Annotated in this window: 19 protein-coding genes, 1 tRNA gene and 2 pseudogenes; 5 read left to right on the plus strand and 17 right to left on the minus strand. The window is 62.9% G+C overall.

The genetic code is table 11. The annotated features are described in order from the left end of the window. Positions 1-59: 59 nt before the first annotated feature. The 4 genes from QMX79_RS02130 to QMX79_RS02145 are packed head-to-tail and all read right to left on the minus strand — an operon-like array spanning position 60 to position 2738. Entirely contained in the window at positions 60-626 is a 567-nt protein-coding gene (locus QMX79_RS02130) for an OsmC family protein (RefSeq protein ID WP_004574805.1), read from the minus strand. Between the two features lie 14 nt (positions 627-640). Beyond that, on the minus strand, positions 641-1417 hold the full coding sequence (locus QMX79_RS02135; RefSeq protein WP_004574804.1) for an SDR family oxidoreductase: 777 nt from the start codon (positions 1415-1417) through the stop codon (positions 641-643). 59 nt (positions 1418-1476) lie between these two features. Further along, positions 1477-2061, minus strand: a complete 585-nt coding sequence (locus QMX79_RS02140; RefSeq protein WP_004574803.1) for a TetR/AcrR family transcriptional regulator — start codon at positions 2059-2061, stop codon at positions 1477-1479. After that, positions 2058-2738 carry a cupin domain-containing protein gene (locus tag QMX79_RS02145; protein WP_004574802.1) on the minus strand — a complete coding sequence of 227 codons (681 nt, stop codon included), beginning with the start codon at positions 2736-2738 and terminating at the stop codon, positions 2058-2060. The genes QMX79_RS02140 and QMX79_RS02145 overlap by 4 nt, the downstream gene beginning before the upstream one ends. A 174-nt stretch (positions 2739-2912) precedes the next feature. On the opposite strand from QMX79_RS02145, the pseudogene QMX79_RS02150 reads away from it, so the two are divergent. Beyond that, positions 2913-4757, plus strand: a pseudogene (locus QMX79_RS02150) (Tn3-like element IS1071 family transposase); the annotation flags it as partial. A gap of 153 nt (positions 4758-4910) precedes the next feature. On the opposite strand, the gene QMX79_RS02155 reads toward QMX79_RS02150, so the two are convergent. The 11 genes and pseudogenes from QMX79_RS02155 to QMX79_RS02205 all read right to left on the minus strand — a co-directional run. Beyond that, on the minus strand, positions 4911-5291 hold the full coding sequence (locus QMX79_RS02155; RefSeq protein ID WP_011655359.1) for a hypothetical protein: 381 nt from the start codon (positions 5289-5291) through the stop codon (positions 4911-4913). Between the two features lie 85 nt (positions 5292-5376). Continuing rightward, positions 5377-5874 (minus strand): SAM-dependent methyltransferase, encoded by a 498-nt coding sequence (locus QMX79_RS02160; RefSeq protein WP_011655360.1) that lies wholly within the window; start codon positions 5872-5874, stop codon positions 5377-5379. Between the two features lie 154 nt (positions 5875-6028). Beyond that, positions 6029-6460 carry an OmpA family protein gene (locus QMX79_RS02165; protein WP_001665065.1) on the minus strand — a complete coding sequence of 144 codons (432 nt, stop codon included), beginning with the start codon at positions 6458-6460 and terminating at the stop codon, positions 6029-6031. A gap of 15 nt (positions 6461-6475) precedes the next feature. After that, a complete protein-coding gene (locus QMX79_RS02170; protein ID WP_011114053.1) occupies positions 6476-7174 on the minus strand; it encodes a TraX family protein in 699 nt (232 codons plus the stop codon). Continuing rightward, positions 7174-7440 (minus strand): hypothetical protein, encoded by a 267-nt coding sequence (locus tag QMX79_RS02175; RefSeq protein ID WP_010890140.1) that lies wholly within the window; start codon positions 7438-7440, stop codon positions 7174-7176. Before QMX79_RS02175 ends, QMX79_RS02170 begins: the two co-directional genes overlap by 1 nt. Positions 7441-7468: 28 nt before the next feature. Then, positions 7469-8104 (minus strand): transglycosylase SLT domain-containing protein, encoded by a 636-nt coding sequence (locus QMX79_RS02180; protein WP_011114052.1) that lies wholly within the window; start codon positions 8102-8104, stop codon positions 7469-7471. Between the two features lie 13 nt (positions 8105-8117). Beyond that, on the minus strand, positions 8118-8705 hold the full coding sequence (locus QMX79_RS02185) for a TrbM/KikA/MpfK family conjugal transfer protein (protein WP_010890138.1): 588 nt from the start codon (positions 8703-8705) through the stop codon (positions 8118-8120). 17 nt (positions 8706-8722) lie between these two features. After that, positions 8723-10441, minus strand: coding sequence for a P-type conjugative transfer protein TrbL (trbL, locus tag QMX79_RS02190; RefSeq protein WP_011114051.1), 1719 nt, complete (start codon positions 10439-10441; stop codon positions 8723-8725). Between the two features lie 10 nt (positions 10442-10451). Then, the gene (gene trbK / locus QMX79_RS02195; protein ID WP_000644148.1) at positions 10452-10679 is read right to left on the minus strand and encodes an entry exclusion lipoprotein TrbK; all 228 of its coding nucleotides are present in this window, start codon (positions 10677-10679) and stop codon (positions 10452-10454) included. A gap of 9 nt (positions 10680-10688) precedes the next feature. Next, positions 10689-11453, minus strand: coding sequence for a P-type conjugative transfer protein TrbJ (gene trbJ, locus QMX79_RS02200; protein ID WP_010890135.1), 765 nt, complete (start codon positions 11451-11453; stop codon positions 10689-10691). A gap of 20 nt (positions 11454-11473) precedes the next feature. Further along, positions 11474-12445, minus strand: a pseudogene (locus QMX79_RS02205) (TrbI/VirB10 family protein); the annotation flags it as partial. A gap of 128 nt (positions 12446-12573) precedes the next feature. Here QMX79_RS02205 and QMX79_RS02210 point away from each other — a divergent pair. After that, a complete protein-coding gene (locus QMX79_RS02210; protein WP_057681749.1) occupies positions 12574-13125 on the plus strand; it encodes a 3'-5' exoribonuclease in 552 nt (183 codons plus the stop codon). Between the two features lie 92 nt (positions 13126-13217). Further along, positions 13218-13320 (plus strand) — tRNA-Ile (locus QMX79_RS02215). 3 nt (positions 13321-13323) lie between these two features. Here QMX79_RS02215 and QMX79_RS02220 read toward each other — a convergent pair. Together QMX79_RS02220 and QMX79_RS02225 are read right to left on the minus strand one after the other, a co-directional pair. Beyond that, a complete protein-coding gene (locus QMX79_RS02220) occupies positions 13324-13950 on the minus strand; it encodes an SEC-C domain-containing protein (RefSeq protein WP_081029745.1) in 627 nt (208 codons plus the stop codon). Between the two features lie 45 nt (positions 13951-13995). Then, positions 13996-15048 carry a DNA-binding protein gene (locus tag QMX79_RS02225; RefSeq protein ID WP_057681750.1) on the minus strand — a complete coding sequence of 351 codons (1053 nt, stop codon included), beginning with the start codon at positions 15046-15048 and terminating at the stop codon, positions 13996-13998. Between the two features lie 273 nt (positions 15049-15321). On the opposite strand from QMX79_RS02225, the gene QMX79_RS02230 reads away from it, so the two are divergent. Then, complete coding sequence (locus QMX79_RS02230) at positions 15322-16902, plus strand: AAA family ATPase (RefSeq protein WP_026070029.1); 1581 nt, start codon at positions 15322-15324, stop codon at positions 16900-16902. Then, positions 16880-17977, plus strand: a complete 1098-nt coding sequence (locus QMX79_RS02235) for a UvrD-helicase domain-containing protein (RefSeq protein WP_012480224.1) — start codon at positions 16880-16882, stop codon at positions 17975-17977. Before QMX79_RS02230 ends, QMX79_RS02235 begins: the two co-directional genes overlap by 23 nt. Positions 17978-17979 lie beyond the last annotated feature (2 nt).

Here is a 17979-nt window from a genome sequence, read left to right on the forward strand (position 1 = left end):
CCGTCATAGCGCATCTGGTTTGGCCTCCCGTCAGCCAACCACGGGAAACACTGACTCGATCATTGGAGAATGGTCAGCTTGGCCTTGAGATCAATGGCTCTCGCGAAGTTGTGGTAATTCGGCGATGTTCGCTGCACCTGCGCGTGCAATGCTTTCAGCGCCGCCGAATCCGCCGACGACTCCATTTCGACCTCATACTCGACCTGGTCGTACCCTGGATTGATCCCAGGATCGATTCCAAGAAAACCTCTCAGATCGAGGCTTCCCTTCGTGCGGATAGTCAGCGATTGCAACTCGATGTTCATTGCCGCCGCATTTGCCGCGTAGGTTGCAGTCATGCATGCGTTCAACGCAGCCAGGATCAATTCTTGTGGATTAGCGGCCGTGTCGGTACCGAGCAATTCTGCCGGTTCGTCCGCGTCGATGACAAAGCCGCGCGCCAAGGCCGTGTCACCTAGTACGAGCGGCATGGTTCGCGCACGCGTCCGGGTGCCACCCTCCCAGGTTGTCACGACGCCGAACGTCGCGATGCCTGCGGCGGGCTTTGCTGCGACCTGATCTGCAAACTCACGCAATGCGCCGACGTTGATCCCGTTGCCGGGAGTTCCTTTAATGTTTGTGTTCATTTCTCGTTCCCCCATTATGTGTTACGCCCGGCCATCACGCCGCCGTCAACGTCCCAGATTGCGCCCGTCACCCATGCTGCCTTGTCCGACAACAGGAAGAGGATGACCTCGGCGACGTCTTGTGGCGTCCCAACCCTGCCGATTGGGTGGAAGCTGTTGAATCCCTGTAAGGCGCCATGAACCTCGGCCTTGGGTATGAATCCCTCGTAAATCGGCGTTTCGACAACCGCCGGAGAAACGGCATTGACCCTGATTTGTTTGGATGCCAGCTCCATCGCAAGGTGCTGGGTCAGCGAATGCAAACCTGCTTTTGCCATCGAATACGCGGACGACGGCGTAGCCGCAATCGCCTGCTTGCCCCACATCGAGCCGATGTTCACAATGGCGCCGGGACGCTCGCTGGCCACGAGATTGGCCACGACTTTTTGTGTGATGAAGAAGAACGCTTTATTCAACGTCAAATATTGTTCGTAATCACTTTCCGTGTGCTCAAGAAACGCCTTCGGGAAGAACACCCCAGCCGCGTTGACCAGAAGATTGATGTCCTTGTGGTGTTCATCGATGGTATGCAGGAGTCGCTTCACATCTTCGGCTCGCGAGAGATCGGCAGTCAGGGCGGTCACGGTGCCCAACGACGACAGCGCCTTGCGGGCCTCTTCGGCCTTGTCTTCACGGTGACCGACGATGACGACGCTTCCGCCTTGCTCAAGAACCATGCGGGCAGTTTGCAGTCCCATCCCGCTAGTGCCGCCGATGACCAACAACTTCTTGCCATTAAATTCAGTACTCATAATAATCTCCTTAACTACCAACTAAATGGTAGGGTTGTGTTGCAAAAAAAGTGCCGACCTCAGGTCAACACGGTGGAAAGAAAAGTGTTTCCAACTTCGGCCGGTCCGCGTGACGACCGCATGCCACGGCCCACCATCATCGAGCCTTCCAACGCGCACAAGAATGCCTCTGCGAGAGCCTCTGGGGTGGAATTCGAGGTGATCAGCGCGGCACGCTGACCATCGGCAACGACAAGAGTCAACCAGTCGAGATTGACTTTAAAGAATCGCTCGACCTCGCTCACAACGGCGTCCGGCAGCGAGTCCGACTCGGCACCCAACATGCCGCAGACACAAAGGCGCCGGTCCTTGGCGAAGGTGCGTTCGAAAAGTGCCGCATACGCAGTTAGCCTGTCAGGCGCTTTCGCATGCTGCCCTTCGATGCTCAGCAACTCCTCACGAAACCGGTGCGTATAGCGCTGTGCGACCACGGCCACGAGTTCACCCTTCTTGGGAAAGTGGTGGTGGATACTTGGTTTTTTGATGCCTACCAACTGGGCCACGTCGTCGTATGAGAAGCCGTTGTAGCCGTGCTGCTGTACCAACCCTTCAGCGGCATCGACCACCCGCTCGGCGGTCGGCGAGATTTCGGAGAAATGCTTCATGCAAGCGCCTCATTTGATTCGGCGACTGGCAGGTGGCCTGTCTTGACCAGGATGGTGCAGCCTGTATTGCTGAAGGGACGGTGAGCACTCAAATGCGGACTGCGCATCCATGTGCCGGTAGGGTAGCTTCCGAACTCATCCTCAAAGACGCCTTCCAACACATAGATTTCTTCACCGCCGTAGTGACGATGCGAATTGAATCGTGTCCCCGGGGCCCAGCGCACCAAAGCCGTATGTTGTGTGTCGAACTCAGAAAGTGGCATCACCGACAGACCCGGCACGAGGCCTGGAAACCAGGGGCCGTTACGGGTGTCGACCACGGTGCGTTGGCTGTCGGCTAGATCAAGATGGCGCAGCTTGACGAACAACGTGCAACCCGTCGCGGAGCTCGGTGCATGCGAAGAACCTGGTGGATTCTTGATGTAAGTCCCAGGCCCGAAGGTCCCGGATTCGTCGCTGAATTCGCCGTCCAGGACCAGAATCTCCTCGCCCAAGTCGTGCTTATGATTTTCAAAAGCGGAGCCCGGCGCGTATCGCACGATCGAGGTGGCACGCGCCACTTCGTCGCCATCACGCTCCAGTAACTGGCGTTGAATCCCGGTCGCTGGCGAATCGACCCACTGTAAGCTTGAAGGCTCGACGACAACACGCTGCGAAAGATCTGAATTGAGTTTCATGGCTTTATTTCATCTACCGACTACTTGGTAGGTAAGTTATAAGATCCCGATTTGTTTGTCAAATAGCTTTCGCCATTTTCTTTCATCCATTGAAAAAACAATGAATTGGTTACAAGAACTCGCGAAGCTTAGCGTACGATTTTTTCCGAATTCTCTATCGTCCCCAGGTTCACGATGCAGGGTTGGCACACAACGTTTTTGGGGATGCGTGGGCTCCCCCGCGATATCAGCGACTTCGAGATGAAGGCATTTTTCACCTTCGATGGTGCCGAGCGCGACGCAATCAATGCACGCCGAGGTGATTCCCACAAGCTTGGTCTGGCGCTCCATATTGGTTTCCTGCGCATGAGTGGGCGTTTGCTCGGTGCCTTTCGGGTAATTCCAGTAGCCTTGTGGCGCCACCTTGGCAACGAGCTTGGCATTGCAGCACCAGAAGTCGCCTCGCTGAGAGCCATGTATGAACGCGGGCGCACGCTATTCGATCACCAACAAGTAGCCTGCACGGTCCTTGGATTCCAGTGGATGAGCGAGCACCAGCGCCGCTCACTGGTACGTGAACTGCGCGACGAAGTGGCGCGCTGCGCCGACCGCGATCAGCTACTCGTGCGGGCGCGTCAATGGCTGTACAAGAACAAGCTGGTGATCGTGCACGAGCGGGCAATTCGGACACTGATTGCGGCGGCACTTGCCCAGCTTGAAGTTGAAACAGGCACCGCCATCGCCGCCAGCGTTGATCCAGCAACACTTGATCGCTGGCGAGCCTCAGTTTCAGAGCTGCGCCCAGATGGACAAACCCAGCAGAGTTGGCTATGGGCTGCACCGGCGAAACACTCAACCCGCCAAATCAGCGAGGTACTGGAGCGCATCGACCTGCTTTACACGCTGGACGTTCATAAGCACCTGGCAGACATCCCCGATCTCATCTTGCGCCGCTACGCGCGCCGACTTGTCTCCAGGCCGCCCTCAGCCGGAGCCAAGATCAAAGAGCCAGCGCGCACCGTGGAGGTCGCATGCTTTCTTCGGTATTGCCTGTTCACCACCACAGACCAGTTGATCCTTATGGTGCAGCGCCGGATCGCCGATCTGTGGCGTCAGGCTGCCGCCGATGTCCCCGCTACCGTCAATTGGGCCGCAATGTACAAAACGCTGCTCGGCGAACTTGTTGCCTTGAGCGCGCAAGGTGCGGTGCCAGATGCTGAGTTGCGTGCCCGTCTTGAAGCCTTGATCACCGAAACCCAGAAACGCAAACCACCGAGCAGGGCCTCCCTGGTCCGCGAGGGATTGATTGATGGAATTCGCCCCGTGCGGTCGTTGCTCGTCGCCATTGCAAAGCTGCCCTGGCAGGCCACCGGCGAGCATCCTGCCATCGAGTACCTTGCCAAGCTGCAAGCTTTATATCTCAAAGGATCCAGAAAGCTGCCAGTTGAAGTGGTGGCACCAAGTCTGGGAATGATCTGGCAGGTTTCGATCTCCAGCCCAGACCGGGAACGGGCGTTTCAGGCGTTGGAGGTGGCCACCCTGTTTGCCCTGCGCCGCGCGGTGCGCAATGGCTCGGTCTGGATTGAGCACAGCCTGAGCTTTCGGGGTCGTGCGCGCTTGTTCTTCACGGACGAGCGTTGGCAGGCAGAGTCCAAGAAACACTATGCCCGTCTATCGTTACCCAGCAAGGCTGCCACTTTCTTGAAGCCTTTGCTGGCCAGAGTAACTGCCGGTGTCGATGCGGTGGCCGCTGCAGCCCGCAGTGGCGTACTGCGCGTGGATGATGAACTCCATTTGTCGCCATTGCCCGCAGAGGACGAAGACCCAGAAGTGACCAAGCTGCGCGCGGCTTTGGATCACCGCATCGGTGAGGTTCAATTGCCGGAAGTGATTCTGGCCGTTGACGCCCAGGTGCGCTTTAGCTGGATCATGCTCGGACGTGAGCCGCGCTCTACCGACGAGCTGCTGATGGTCTATGCCGGCATCATGGCCCACGGCACCAGTCTGACTGCGGTCGAATGCGCGCGCATGATTCCGCAGCAGAAGGCGGCGCGGCAGTGCTGCCTCAACTTCGGGTGTCACGTCTGTGCTCCTTGAAGAAGCGGCGCCGTCGGTCTGTGCCGGCGGCGCCGCCTTGAGAGGTCGTCCGGCGCACCCACGATCAGCGGGTGCACCTGCTGCTTAGCGCTGACTTCAGCTCAGTTCGCCGCCGAAGCGCTGCACGCCCTTGCCGGTGGCAAAGTTGTGCAGTCCGAAGCTCGGGAAGGTGCCGCGCAGGCCTTCGAACTTGCCGGTGGAATCGACCACCTTGTGCATGACGGTGAGCGAGACCTCGTCGATGCCCGGCACCTGGATGCCTGTGGCGGTGTCGACCGTCGAGATGCGGCTGCCGTCGCGGCTCATGAATTCATGAACCATCGTGAAGCTCGCGCGGCCGTCGACGAACTTGATTTCACTGGTGGCCTTGGCCCAGATCGGGCCGTCGAAGTCACCGTCGCCGGTGGCCAGGAAGGTTTCGATATGCGGCAGGTATTGCACGGCGGCGAAAGCGCCGATGCTGAGGGGCTTGGACATGATGCACTCCTAGGTTGGTGTTGGCCTGATGAATAGGCCGCGGGGACGGACGCTGCCGACGCTCGTCACGCCGGCAGCACCGGGATCACTTGCTGTTGCTCAGGCGGAAGCTGATCACCTTGGCAGCGTCCGTCTTGGAAGCGTTGACGACCTGCGTGTCGGGTGCGCTCTTGGGCTGATAGAACGTTTGACCCGTCAGATAGACGATCGGCGCTTCACCGCGCACTTTGACGCTGACCGCACCCTTGTCGTCGTATTCGTGGCGGTATAGCTTGCCGCCGCGCCGGCTGTCCATCACGTAGGGCGGATCGGCGTAGACGAACTCGGAGCCGGTGAACTGGTGGGACTCCAGCCAGGCCACGGCGTCGCCGTGGTGCAGCTCCAGGCCGGGCACGTCGAGCTGCTGCCAGACCTCGATCACCTCGGGATCAACGTCGATGCCGACGCTGCGGGCAGCGGGCCGCTTGCGCTCCAGGATGTTGCCGCCGCCCAGGTGCGTTTCGATGTACGTGTCGTGAGGCGGGATGTTGTTGATGATCGTCTGGTAGACGCCGGCACCGCCCTTGCCGCCGGGGTATCTCATGGCCTTCTTCCTGGAGTAAATCGGGACTTGGCCAGCATCGTCAGAAATGGCGATGCTGTCAAGGGAAGCCGGCCGGGCCTGCATCGTCAGAGCCGACGATGCGAAGCTGCTGGAGCGTCCTGCAGCACCGCCAGGAATGGCGATGCCGGATCGCTCAGTAGGTGGGGATGTAGACCACCTCAATGTCCACGCGCTGGTTCTCGCGCCGGCCCTCGGCCGTCGAGTTGTCTGCCACGAAATCGGCGGCCGATGCGAAGTTCACCATGATCTTGAGCGGCGAGACGCCGCGCGCCACCAAGTACGACCTGGCCGAGAGCGCACGGCGTAGTGCAAGGGCCTCATCGGCCGCGCTGGGCCGTAGTGTGCTGGTGCGCCCGCTGATGTAGATGATCGCCGCATTCCTAGCGTCGGCCAGCAGCTCCAGGGCCTCTGGCGTCGGCTGGAATGTCGCGCTGCTGTCGGGGAAGGACACCGATACGCCGGACTTGATCGGCGTGCCGAAGTTGCCGGCGTCGCCGGCGGCCAGTGCGCTTTGCGCGCTGACCAGGAACGCCAGAGAGAGGGCCAGAAGAACGGGTTTTCGCATGGGGCAGGACTCCAATCAGAAGAACAGGTAGCCGGCCTTGCTCATGGGGATGCGGATCAACCAGAGCGAGGCCAGGTGCAGCGGGTAATAGGCGTAGAAGGCCCAGCGCAGGCGCGGCACGCGCACATCCACCCGCGAGGCCAGGAAGAGCACCGGCAGGGCTGCCAAGGCCCACAGGTTGCGATTGACGAACCACAGGGCCGCGCAGGCCAGCACCGCGACCGCCGCGGCGGCCCAGCTCGGCCGGCGCGTGTACGACCACACCGCCAGGCCGAAAGCCACGGCCGGCCACCAATATTCGACCGAGCTGCCGCCGACCAGGAACACCACGCCGGCGGCCGCCAGGTGCAGCTTGCCGCCACGTTCGACCAGGTAAGCCGTGGCCGTGACGACCAGCAGCGTGAACATCACGTTGAGCGGCCACCAACCGGCGTACAGGCCGCCGAGGGCCACGAAGGGCACGGAGGCCAGCGCGCCGAACATCGCCAGGCGCGACATGGTGCGGCCGTACACGCCGCGTTCGAGCGTGCCCGGCCGGGCCAGGTTGTAGGCCAGGACGAACACGAAAAGGGGGAGCGCCACGCGGCCGGCCTCGAACAGCACCGGCAGCGTCGCGTTGAACAGGTACTTGTTGACGTGATCGCCGGTCATGAGAACCAGTGCGAGCCACTTCAACGCTTCGACGGTTCCATCAGGAATCCGCAGGGCCTTCATCAGCGCCGGCCCCCGCGAATCGCGTAGGCGCGCAGCACCAGGAAGATGATGTAGAGCGCTGGCAGTGAGAGCACGAAGGCGATGGGCTTGCCGATCCACGCCGGCAGCGCCCACAGCAGAAGGCCCAAGGCGAAGATCGGGCCGAGGCCCAGCAGAAGCAAATCGAGCTGGTTCTTGGCCTGTCCTTCCGCCCACTTGCAATAGGCTTGAAGCAACCGGCCGACGCCCAGCGTGTACCGCATCATGAAGGCGTGGAATTTGTCCATGTTTAGCCGCTAAATCGGAAGAGCCGGCCTACTCGGCCGACCCCTCGCGTGAAGTGTTGAAAGACACCGTGCGGGGCACGTAGCCGGCCACCGACACGCTGCGAGCTGCTGCGGCCGCTGGGGCGGCCTGCTGGGGTGCTGGTGCCGGCCTGGCCGCCGGCGTCGCCCGCTGGGCCACCGTCGCGGGCTGGCTGGGCGTCGAGGGCGTGGCCCCGGCCTTCGTCACGTCAAGCGTGACGAACCGAGCTTCGAGCCAATCGGCCCACTTCGACGCCTTGCGCATCAAGTCGGCCCGGTACACCGCGTTGTACTGCGGCGTGCGCGAGTGGTAGTTCGCCGCCTTCGTCCAGAGGTCGCCCTTGTCGTTGCGGATGTGCATCCGCAGCCGCCAGGCGGCCAGGTCGAACGAGTAGCAGCCGGCAGCCGCCACATCGTTCGCCGTGATGCCGTATCGGGCCAGGTCGCCCAGGTACGCGGTGTTGAACTGCATCGGGCCAACGTCATGCGTGCCATTCGAGTTGCGCACCCACTGGCCCGGCTTGCCGCCCTCTTTCTCGGCGACGGCCAACACGATGTTGACCGGCACCTCGTACTTGACGGCGGCCGAGATCGAGCAGACGACGCGCTCCTGGAGCTGCGGCGGCAGATCGGCGAAGAACGGCATGCCCTCCCCTCCCTCAGTTCAGCCAGGACTGACGGCGGCGCTCTTCGTCCTCGCGCCGGATGCGTTCGTTGTACTCGGCCAAGGCGCGGTCATAGTCGCGCGCTTCGACCCAATACCCGCCCCGCTCTGGCGTCCCGACATAGCGCGGCAGCGTGCCGCTGCTGGCGAAGTCGGTGTAGGCGTGGCCGGTGTAGGCCCCGCAGTAGTCAGGCAACTGGTTGCTGATGTACGTGCGCCCATCGTCGTAGCCGCCCGTCCACATCACCAACGTCGAGTTCAGCGACTGCGCGTCGCAACGGCCAGCGCCGCGCGAGATCGCCGACACGAGCGACTGCATTTCCGGCGTCTGGCTCGCCACCGGGCAAAGCTGGAGGAAGTTCAGGCGGGCGCGGATCGTGTCCGACAGCTTGCGCTTCGTGATGTTGAAGTACCGCGACAGCGACGGCGTGCATTCGCTCGGGCGCGTGCCCGACGACAGGCACAGGATCGCCTCGCAGGCCAGGCGCGTGTCGCCGGTCAGCACGTCTTGCGCGCTGGCCGTGCCGGCGGTCGATCCGAGGGCTGCCACGAGGGCGGCCAGGGCAAACAGTTTCTTCTTCATGGTTGGACTCTCCTTGGTTACGCAGTTGTGCCGTCGCGGCCTTGCTCGCGGTTGGCGAACGCAGCTACTTCGGACTCGGGATCGGCATCGGCGGGGCCGCCTGCCAGGCTGTTGTCGCCGAAGCTCGGCGCGGGCTGCTGGTCGGGCACGTCGATGTTCTCGGCCGTGCCGCTTCCTTGCGCCTTGATCGCGGCGGCGATCTTTCCGCCAGTGGTGTCGGCGATCCGCTCGGCTGCGGCTTCGCGCAGGCTCGCGGCTTTGGCCTTGGCAACATCGGCGGTTCCCTTCGCCAAGTTCGCGCCGGCGTCGGCGGCGATGCGGCCGGCCGTGCCGAGGGCCGATGCGGCCGATGCGAGCAAGCCGGGGCCGGTGCTGCCCGGTGCGGCCTGCTGCCCTTGCCCTGCCCCGCCGGCGGGCTTGGGTTCGTTCTTGGCGGCCTTGTCGGCACTGCTGCCGGTGCTGGCCGTCGAGCTGCTGCCCTGGCCGCCGGCGTCGGCTTTGCCGCCGCCCTTATCGCCGCCCTTCGAGCTGCCCGAGCTGCTGCCGGTCGAGGGGCTGCCGCCACCCGACGAAGAGCCACCGCCGGAGCTGCCGCTAAAGCCCGCAGCCTGAGCGAAGGGCGTGCTGCCGGTGCCGGCGTCGCCGCCGCCGCCCGCACCGCCGCCCGAGCTGCCGCCGCCCGAGAAGGCCGACATAACGTCCGTGCCTGCCGACACGTTCTCATTGGCCTTCGAGAAGGCGGCCATGACGGCAGAGGCACCACCGGCGGCCGAGGCTGCGCCGGCGGCCAGAGCGGCGCCGCCGGTCGCGGCCGCTGCTGCTGCCATGCCTGCGGCACCCAACGCAGCGCCTGCACCGAACTGGCCGATGCCGGCACCGCCCACGCTCGCGCCGGTGATGATCCCGGCGATGAGCGGCGGAATCTTGTTGACCAACGCCAAGAGGATGATGACGACGATCAGCATCACGCCCATTTCCTTGAGGCTGATGCCGGCGCTCATGCGCGAGTAGTAGTCATCGAGGAAGGTCTTGCCGATGCCCACCAGGAGCACCATTGCGAAGAGCTGCGCGGCCACGCCCAGGACGACCTTGTAGTAGTTGATCGCCATGTCGGAAGTCCAGCGCGAACCACCGAAGCCGAGGAAGAACACGCCGCCGTAGGCGAGCACCCAGCCCGACGCGAGCAGCAGAAGCATATTCACACCGACCAGGGCCAGGATGACCAGGATCGCCACGGCCATGAGGATGCCGGCCATGCTGTCCACCGGCGACCACACCGAGGACTGATCCATCACCTTGTCGAAGATCGCAAAGCCCACGTCCACGATGCCCGAGGGCGACAGAGCATTGCCCAGGCCCGTCGCGTTGCCGGCGAGCTGCCGCAACGACGCATAGATGGACGAGGCGAAGTTAGGGCCGTTGGTCAGCGCCCACCAGAAGAAGCCGGTAAAGATCGTGAAGCGGACGAACTCCGCGAAGAACTCGCCAATGTCGGCCTTGCGCAAGGCCATCATGCCGAACGTCCAGACCATCGAGATCACAACCAGCGTCCAGAAGAGCCAGGTTGCGGCCGTGGTGATGACACCGGCCCAGCCGCTCGCGGCGGCCTGGTAGCGATCCAGCACGCTATCGAACACGCCGGCGTTGTCGATGGCCGCGTGGGCATCGACCGCGAAGAACGCCAGCCAGACGAACAGCGGCAGGGCGAGGGTTTTTAGATTGGCTGGCATTCTCATCGTCAGCACCTCACCATTCGCGTTTCGGGCTGGGCTTGAAATCCCCACCACGACGCAAGCACAGCGACGAAAAAGCCTGCTGGACGCCCTTGTCCTCGATCTTGGCGATGTTCTCGGGCTTGCAGTTCTCGTCGTTCACTTCCGGCATGGGGGCCGTGGCCGGCTTGTTGTCGCAGCCGGCGACCAAGGCCGCCACGAGGGCGGCCGAGGCCAAGGACAGAGCCTTGATTGCTTTCATGAATCCCCCTTACCAGGTGCGCGCCGGGCTGGCCCGGTAGCTGCCCTGGCGCAGTTGTGCGGCCGCTGCCGCCTGCTGGGCTTCCTTGTCGGCGTCGGCCTGCATCTTGGTTGCCATCGCGTTCTGCTGCGCGATCAGCAGGCCACGAATCTGCAAGAGCTGGTTGGCCTGCTGGCTGGCGAGCTGGTTGGCGTAGCCGATGGCCTGCATTTGGCCCTGCGCGCCCTGCGCTGCCGATTGAAGACGCTGCAACGTCGCTGCATCGGCCGTGAGATTCGTTTGCTGCCTATCGAGGCCCTTGAACAAGGCATCGTTGGCCTTCTTCTGCGACTCGCTCGCGAGCTGGGCCACATTCCGAAGTGCTGCGCGTTCCGCGTCGGAGCACCCTGCCGCCGTAAAGCACGGCGAGTTCTTGTAGTAGTTCACGTCCTGGAACTTGCCGATGTAGCTGTCCAGGCTGCCGAGTTGGGTCTTGTAGTAATCCAGCGTGTTGACCGCGTTCATCAACCCGTTGATGGTCGATTGCGCCTGATCCCAGATATACGCGGCCGGGGCCATCGTGTTCTGGAGTTGGTTTTGATACTGCTGGAGCTGGGTGCTGTACTGCTCAATTTGCTTGAGCGTCTGGGCCACCGATTCGATGGCCGTCATGATGTTCTGCGACAGGTTGGTGCCGTCGATGACGGGGATGCCAGCCTGCACAGGTGTGACCGCCAGCGTGCTCGAAACAGCAATGACGAGGGCCAATTTAGCGGCTAAAAACTTCGGCTTCATGGTGCTTTTCTCCTATGGCGTTAGTAATCGAAGGAACGGTACGGCTTGGAAAACGTCATGTCCTTCGTGACCACGACGTTGAAGCGATACCCCGGCCGAATTTCCAGCGTCGGCGAAATGCTCAGGTTCTTGGCGATGAGTTGCGCCGTAACCTGGCCGAGCTGCTGGCCGAGGGCTTCGCTTAGGGCACTGCTGGCGCTCGGTGCGCCATAGGTGTTTGTGGCCTGGTTCTGGCGTTGGCTGTAGGTGATGCCTGCTGTCACGCCGGACATGAGGAAGGCCGAGCCGAACAGGCGCACATAGTGGTTGTTCACCTGGTCGTGGAAGCCCGCGTATCCCGCGCTGTCCGCGCCTGGCATCGCGCCAATGTCCATCGCCTTGCCATCGGGGAACACGATGCGTTGCCACGCAACCAGCACGCGCGCTTGGCCGTAGGCCACGTCGCTCGAATACGAGCCGACGAGGCGCGATCCCTGCGGGATCAACAGGTGCTTGCCGGTCGGTGTGTCGTACACGTCCTGCGCGACCTGGGCCATGATTTGGCCCGGCAGATCGGAGTTGATGCCCGAAATGAGCGTGGCCGGCACGACGAAGCCCGCGCGCAGCTCGAACGGTGTGCGCGGCGCTTCCGGCTGCGAATCCAGCTTCCAGCGGTCGCCCTGCCCACCTTGGCCGAACTGCGCCATGCTGTTGCGCCCGCCGCCGCTGGTCGAGGTTTGCAGGAGCTGCGGCGCACCGCCCGCGCCCATGCCGCCGGCGGCCGGAGCCGCGCCGCCACCACCGACGCCCATGCCGCGAATCTGCGCCAGGCGTGCTTGATAGGCGGCGGTCGGATCGTTGCTGCGCTGCGCGTCGATTTGCTGCTGCACCGCTGCGATGCGGTTCAGCATTTCATCGCGCGTCTGCGGCGTGCCGGTGTAGGTGCTCGGGCCACCCGGCGCGGAGCCGTTGCTACGCGGGGCATCCACGCGCACGGTGGTCTTGGCCTTCACGAGGGTTGGCAGGGAATCGTTACGAACACGGCCAGATCTTCGCTAACCGATTGATGGATCGCTGAATTCTACCCTCGGCCGCACGTCCAGGCTCGGCCCTCCCCGGGAAGCTGTGGCACCATTCAATCATGGCCACCACGTACTACTTCTTGGACACCGAGTGGGCCGATGTAACGGGCAGCGAGCTGGTGAGTCTGGCGCTGGTGAACGAAGGTGGAGACCGCCTTTTCTACGCTGAGCGAGCCAGCCTGCCCGAGGCTCCCACCGACTTCGTTCGTCAAAGCGTCTACCCGCTGCTAGACCGCGGCGACGCAGCCCTGCCGGATGCCGCCCTGACGACCGAGCTGCGCGCCTTCCTCAGCGAGGCCGACGCGCCGGCGGTGATGGCGGATTTCCCGAACGACCTTCAGCTGCTGCGGTATGCCTTGGATGGGTTTGAGCTCCCTGATGCCCAGGTTGCTGCGTGCGGCCCCCGGCCGGCCCCGGTCATGACGCGCATGTCCAAGGAAGGCCTTCCGGGATTGCTGGTGGAAGATTGGTTCGCGGCCCATCCGGAACATAGGGCCAGGCGCCACCATGCCTTGGTGGACGCGCAGGCCTTGCGGATGGCTTGGCTGGTGGCCACCGACCGCATCCCTGCTCCGGCGTGGGCCCACTCCTATCGCCGCGCCCGGGGATAGCGGCATGGCGTCCATCCCCGGTATGCTTGCCCCATGAACCGCCTGTGCCAGCTCGACCCTCGAATACCGGCGTGATCGCATCGATCGATCACGCCCCTGTTGCTCATGTTGGTCAGAGCGCCGGCCTTATACCCCGGTGAGAGCACGCGCCAGATAAGCGCGTACACGTCGGTTCGATTCCGACCAGGGGCACCACCGTCAACGACGGAAGAATGCTTCTACTTGCGCGCCATGACAGCGCTTGTACTTGCTGCCGCTGCCGCACAGGCACGGTGCATGCTCGCGCAATCCCGCACCGAGTGACTGGCCCAGAAAGTCTCTGGCCTGCAGAAGAGGCTGGATTTCATTGGCGGGCACGCTGACCTCGCCATACTGGGATGATCGCTCGCCGCGGTTCATCACCTGGACAATCGCTTCGGACATCTGGATGAAGTGCTTGATCAGCAGGTCATCGCGTAATGGCATGCGGACGTTGTCGATGGCCAGGCCCTCGTAGCGTCTTCGCGGATCCGGCACAAAGAGAATGCGTGTCTCACCTTCAGGCTTTGGCGTGATGTCGACCATTTCCCCTGCGGGACTGACCCACACGGCATGGAATTCTGCCTCAACCAGCACGTGCGGCCATTCCCACAGCTGCCACCCGCACAGCATCTGACCACCGTCGCGCGCGACCTTGGCCTGCACGTTGGGAAAGCACTCGTGCACGATCGCGTCGGCTTCCGGCTGTACATCAAGATAGACCGGCTCTGCGCCGCGCACGACGGATTCGGTCAGGCGCCGCACGGCACGGGTGATTTCCGGGGGTGTGGTGGTTATTCCGCTCATGCCAAAGCTCCTTGTGATCGTTGCGCCGGGTGTTCTCTTCGCAGGCTATGGCGCCGGCGTCTCTTCCGATGAGATCCGCTTGGCGCCTTTGCCGCCGGCACTGGCCGGCTGTAGCTGGGCCAACAGCGGCTCCAAGGTGCTCAGGCGCACGGTTGCGCGCAGCGTTTCCGCCTCGGCCTGCTCGCGTCGTTCGCGCTCCTGGGCCAGCTCGGTTCTGGCTTGTGCGAGGTCTTGCCGAGCGGTGTCCAAACTCTGAGCGTCTTGGCCCCAACGCACCTGCACCGCCTGGTGTTCGGCCGCCGTCAGGCGCAGCGTATCGAGCTCGCCCTGTTGCGTCTGGATGGTCTGACGCAGCTGCGCCACCTCCTTTTCCAGTCGAGTATGACGCTCCAGCCACTGGCCGTTTTCCCGGTTGAGCTGCACAAGATCATGGTTCTTGGCGGTCAATGCCTCGTTGGCCTGGCGCAGGCCGACCTGTAGTTCCTGCACTTGGTGCTCGTGCCGGCGTTGCTCCTGCTCGCGCTGGTCTTTGACCGATGTGCGGTAGTGCTCAAGGGCTTCCCTGGCATGCTCATGCTTCTGCTCCAGGGAGCGCGCGTGGCTTTCGTGCTCTGCCAGCCGCGCCGTGAGGCCGGCAATGCGCTCCTCCAGCTGGGCCAGTTCGGTGGTGCGGCTGGCCACTTCGCCCCTGGCCACTTCACTCGCCTGGCGTTCTGTCTGTAGCAGCGTCTCGGTGCGCTGAAGCTGCGCGCTGAGATTGCCGGTGTCCTGCCGGGCCTGCTCCAAGGCTTGGGTGCGCTCGTGCAGCTCGGCCTGGAACCGCTCTTGCGCTTGAGCGACCACGGTTTCGGCCTCGGCGTGCAGCCGCTCGGCCAGACGAGCCACCAGGTCCTGCAGGGCGTCGCTGACGGCAATCTTGGCGCCTACGCCTTGCCCGTCCTCCTCTTCCAGCTCCTTCAGGTAGCGGTGGATGGTGGTTTTGGACCCCGTGTTGCCCAGCGCCACGCGGACGGCGTCTACCGAGGGGTTCTTGCCTTCGGCCCGGAGGCTGTCCCGGGCACGTTGCACATCGCTTTTGTACAAGCCAGACCGAGCCATGCGTCCTCTCCGGTTATTTCGTAATGTATTACATACCATGTAATTACGTACTACTCAACGCCAAAGAAGGCCGAGCCAGCGACCCAAACATCAAGCGGGATAATATTGAATTATCCCGCGTAAGGCGGATTCTGACCCTTCCCGGCGTCCCAAGCAGTACGAAACCGCCCAGGGCCGGCGATCGCTGGGTAGTATGGCCCAGAGCGGAAAGGAGGCCAGCCAGGGTGCAGGCAGGCTCCGCCACCGAGCCCGTTGGCCATCAAAGGACTGTGCATGCCGATCGAACGTATCGTCATCGACAACTTCAAGTCGTTTCGCCATCTGGACCTGCCCCTCAATGCCCACATGAACCTGGTGGTGGGCGACAACGAGGTCGGTAAATCCACCCTGCTGGAGGCCATCCACGCGGTGGTCACCGGCCAGCTGCATGGGCGCAATCTTGCCTACGAGCTCACGCCCTACCTGTTCCACCAGCCCACGGTGCAGGAGTACTTGGGAGCGCTTGCCACGGGCACGCCGGCCTCGCCGCCACGGATCTCCATCGAAGCCTATCTGGGCGCCGACGCCGCGCTGGCGTCGTTACGCGGCACCAACAACTCCCTGCGTCTGGATACCGCCGGCATCCGGCTGCTGGTCGAGCTCAACGACGACTACCGCGAGGAGTTCAACGCCTACCTGCAGCAGCACCAGGGCGCGGTCAGCCTGCCGGTGGAGTACTACACGGTGCGCTGGTACTCCTTCGCCAACAATGGCGTCACCGCCCGTAGTATTCCGTTCGACTCGACCATCATCGACACGCACGGCATCAAGACCTTGTCCGGTGCCGATCGCTATATCGCCGGCATCATCGAGCAGGCACTGACGCCTGCGCAGCGCGTCTCGCTGTCGCTGAGCTTCCGCCGCATGCGGCAGAGCTTTTCCGAAGAAGCGGATGTGGCAGCGATCAATGCCTACTTGACCGAGCACACCGGGGACATCAGCCACAGGGCATTGACGGTAGGCGTGGACACATCGCCGCGCTCAACGTGGGAAACCAGCCTGTCACCCTACCTGGATGAGCTCCCGTTCACCCAGGCCGGCAAGGGCGAGCAAAGCGCGGTGAAGATGAAGCTGGCGATGCACGCGGCCGGCGCGGCTCACGTGCTGCTGATCGAGGAGCCGGAGAACCATCTGTCCTATTCCAGCATGACCCAGCTGATCGACAAGATTGCGGCCCTCTCCACCGCCCAGCAGGTGATCATCGCCACCCACAGCAGCTTCGTGTTGAACAAGCTGGGCGTGGACAACGTGATCCTGTTCAGCGCGCAAGGCCAGATGAAGCTGGACCAGCTGCCCAGCGATACCCACGACTATTTCATGAAGCTGCCGGGCCACGACACGCTGCGGTTGATCCTGGCCAAGCAGGCGATCCTGGTGGAAGGCCCTTCCGACGAACTGATCGTGCAGCGTGCCTACAGTGACCATCACGGCGTGGCGCCGATGGCTCACGGCGTAGACATCATTTCGGTCAAGTCGTTGGCATTCAAACGCTTCTTGCAGATTGCCGATCGACTGAGGATTCAGGCCAAGGTGATCACCGACAACGACGGTGATATCGCAGTTGTGCAAGAGCGCTATGCCGAGCACATCAACGCGATCTATTACGATTCCGACGAGAGCGCCCCTTCGCTGGAAGAGCAGCTGATCAAAGCCAACTCGCTGGCCGAACTCAATACCGTGCTGGGCAAGGCCTTTGCCGATGAGGTGGCGCTGCTCAAGTACATGAAGGGCCATAAGACCGATACGGCCTTGGCGATTTTCAATAGCCCGCACTCGATCAGGTTCCCGGACTATGTCCAGCGTGCCATCACCTAACCGGGTCCTGCTCTCGGCAGCCGGCTCGGGCAAGACCACGTTGCTGGTCCGGCAGGCCTTGGAGCGACCTGGGCGCCGCATCGCGATTGTCACCTACACGCTGGAAAACCTGGAAGAGATCCGGCGCTCGTTTGAGGCCCACGCAGGCGCGGTCCCCGCGCATGTCACCTTGCACAGCTGGTATGGCTTTCTGCTGCGCCAGTGCATTCGCCCGTACCAGGCTGCGCTTTGCCCTGAGCCTCGCATCGAGACCATCCTGTTCGTAGAAGGTGTCACCAACAACCGCGCCCCACGCACCCAGGTGGCGCGCCACTACCTGGCGGGCAACCGGATGTATTCGGACCGAGCGGCCGATTTCGCTGTGCGCTGCGATGAGCTGACCCAAGGCCAGGTCGTGGCGCGATTGGCGGCGATGTACGACGAGCTCTACATCGACGAAGTCCAGGATCTGGCCGGCTTTGATCTGGATCTGGTCGAACGGCTGTTGAAGAGCGAGATTGCCATCACGTTGGTAGGCGATACGCGCCAAGCCACGTATGCCACCAACTATGCGCAAAGGTACAGCCAATACCGTGGTCCGAATCTGGCAGCGCTGTTTCAGATTTGGGAGGCCGACGGCTTATGCCGGCTGGATCACCGCCTCACCAGTCTGCGCTGCGTCCAGGCCCTGTGCGATATGGCTGACACGCTCTATCCGCAGATGCCGCGGACCCAATCAGGCAATGGCGAGGTCACCGGACACGATGGCATCTACCTCGTCGCTCCAGGGGATGTGGCCGCGTACATGCAGGAGTTCGCCCCCACCGTGCTCCGGCATGACCGGCGGCAGGCGTGCGACGGACTGCCGGCGGTGAACTTTGGGCAGTGCAAGGGCCGCACCTACAGTCGGGTCCTCATCTTTCCGAACGGGCCGTTGACGCAGTACCTGCGCACGGCCGATGCAGCGCGTATCACCGCGCCGCCGAAATACTACGTGGCCTTCACCCGGGCGCGGCAAAGCGTGGCCTTTGTGTATGCCGGCGCGTGCGCGTTGCCGGGTCATCAGCTCTATGCGCCTGCCAGCGCAGACGCATAGAG

Source organism: Stenotrophomonas sp. PS02300 (assembly GCF_029959395.1).
Classification (GTDB): domain Bacteria; phylum Pseudomonadota; class Gammaproteobacteria; order Xanthomonadales; family Xanthomonadaceae; genus Stenotrophomonas; species Stenotrophomonas maltophilia_AD.